Source organism: Psychrobacter sp. 1U2, assembly GCF_051847575.1.
The window spans coordinates 1-976 of the sequence record NZ_JBPYDC010000559.1; the positions used below are offsets into that span (position 1 = coordinate 1).

The window sequence follows — 976 nt, forward strand, 5'->3', positions numbered from 1 at the left end:
ATAATATCTTCAATGCTATATTTATGGTTACCTCGGCTATATTTGCTATCGTGGTATTAAACAGTCTCAATCTGTCACTGCCACAGTTATTTTTGGTCACAGGCCTACTCAATATCATCTTCGGCGTGTTTTTATATATCAAGCTTAACAAGCATGTTGGGCAAGCCGTTATGCAGACTTATGATGAACTACCCAGCAGTGAAAGCTAATGTAGCATGGCAGTTTTCATCAATAATATACAAGGGATTCGTTGAATTATAATCATGTCATAGCACGAATTTTGATGCCGATAATTGAGATTGTTTGCTATAGTGATGAAAGATTATTTTTACGATTTACATAAGCCAATACCGACACAAAGTTATATCAGGAGCTAATTATGGCACTGCGTTCGTTATCTAAGATAGACAATTTGCTTCTTGGCGTTGATAAGGCGCTACGGGCAGTCGTTCCACACTCCAACCCCAGTACTCGTCCATTACCGGTCAATGATGATACGATTCCTGAGCTAAGTATTACAGAATCGCGGCACGTGGCAGGTCTTATGCGCATCAACCATACTGGTGAGGTATGCGCGCAAGGTCTATATCACGGGCAAGCGTTTAGTGCAAAAGATGATGGCGTAAAACAAGCCATGCAGCAATCGGCTGAAGAAGAAGTAGATCACTTAGTATGGTGTGAGACTCGTTTGCAAGAGCTGGGCAGCCATCCCAGTATTTTTACGCCATTATGGTATGGTATGTCTTTTGGTTTGGGTGCCGTTGCTGGTGCTATCTCAAACGAGTTTAGCTTAGGCTTTGTCGCTGAAACTGAAGCTCAAGTTAGTGAGCATTTACAAGATCATATCGAACAGCTACCAGCACAAGACCAGCGTTCACGCGCCATACTGGCACAAATGGATATCGAAGAGCTACATCATCGAGAGCTGGCGATTAATAGTGGCGGTGCAGCATTATCGCCCCCTGTTCGCCGTACC

The 976-nt window shown here is 43.3% G+C and carries 1 protein-coding gene and 1 pseudogene; both read left to right on the forward strand.

Annotation, left to right across the window (positions count from 1 at the left end; genetic code table 11):
- Window positions 1-209: pseudogene (locus tag ACS8FD_RS17245) on the forward strand (MFS transporter); the annotation flags it as partial.
- 176 nt (window positions 210-385) lie between these two features.
- The coding region (gene coq7 / locus ACS8FD_RS17250; protein WP_439276750.1) for a 2-polyprenyl-3-methyl-6-methoxy-1,4-benzoquinone monooxygenase at window positions 386-976 on the forward strand (591 nt) is incomplete at its 3' end.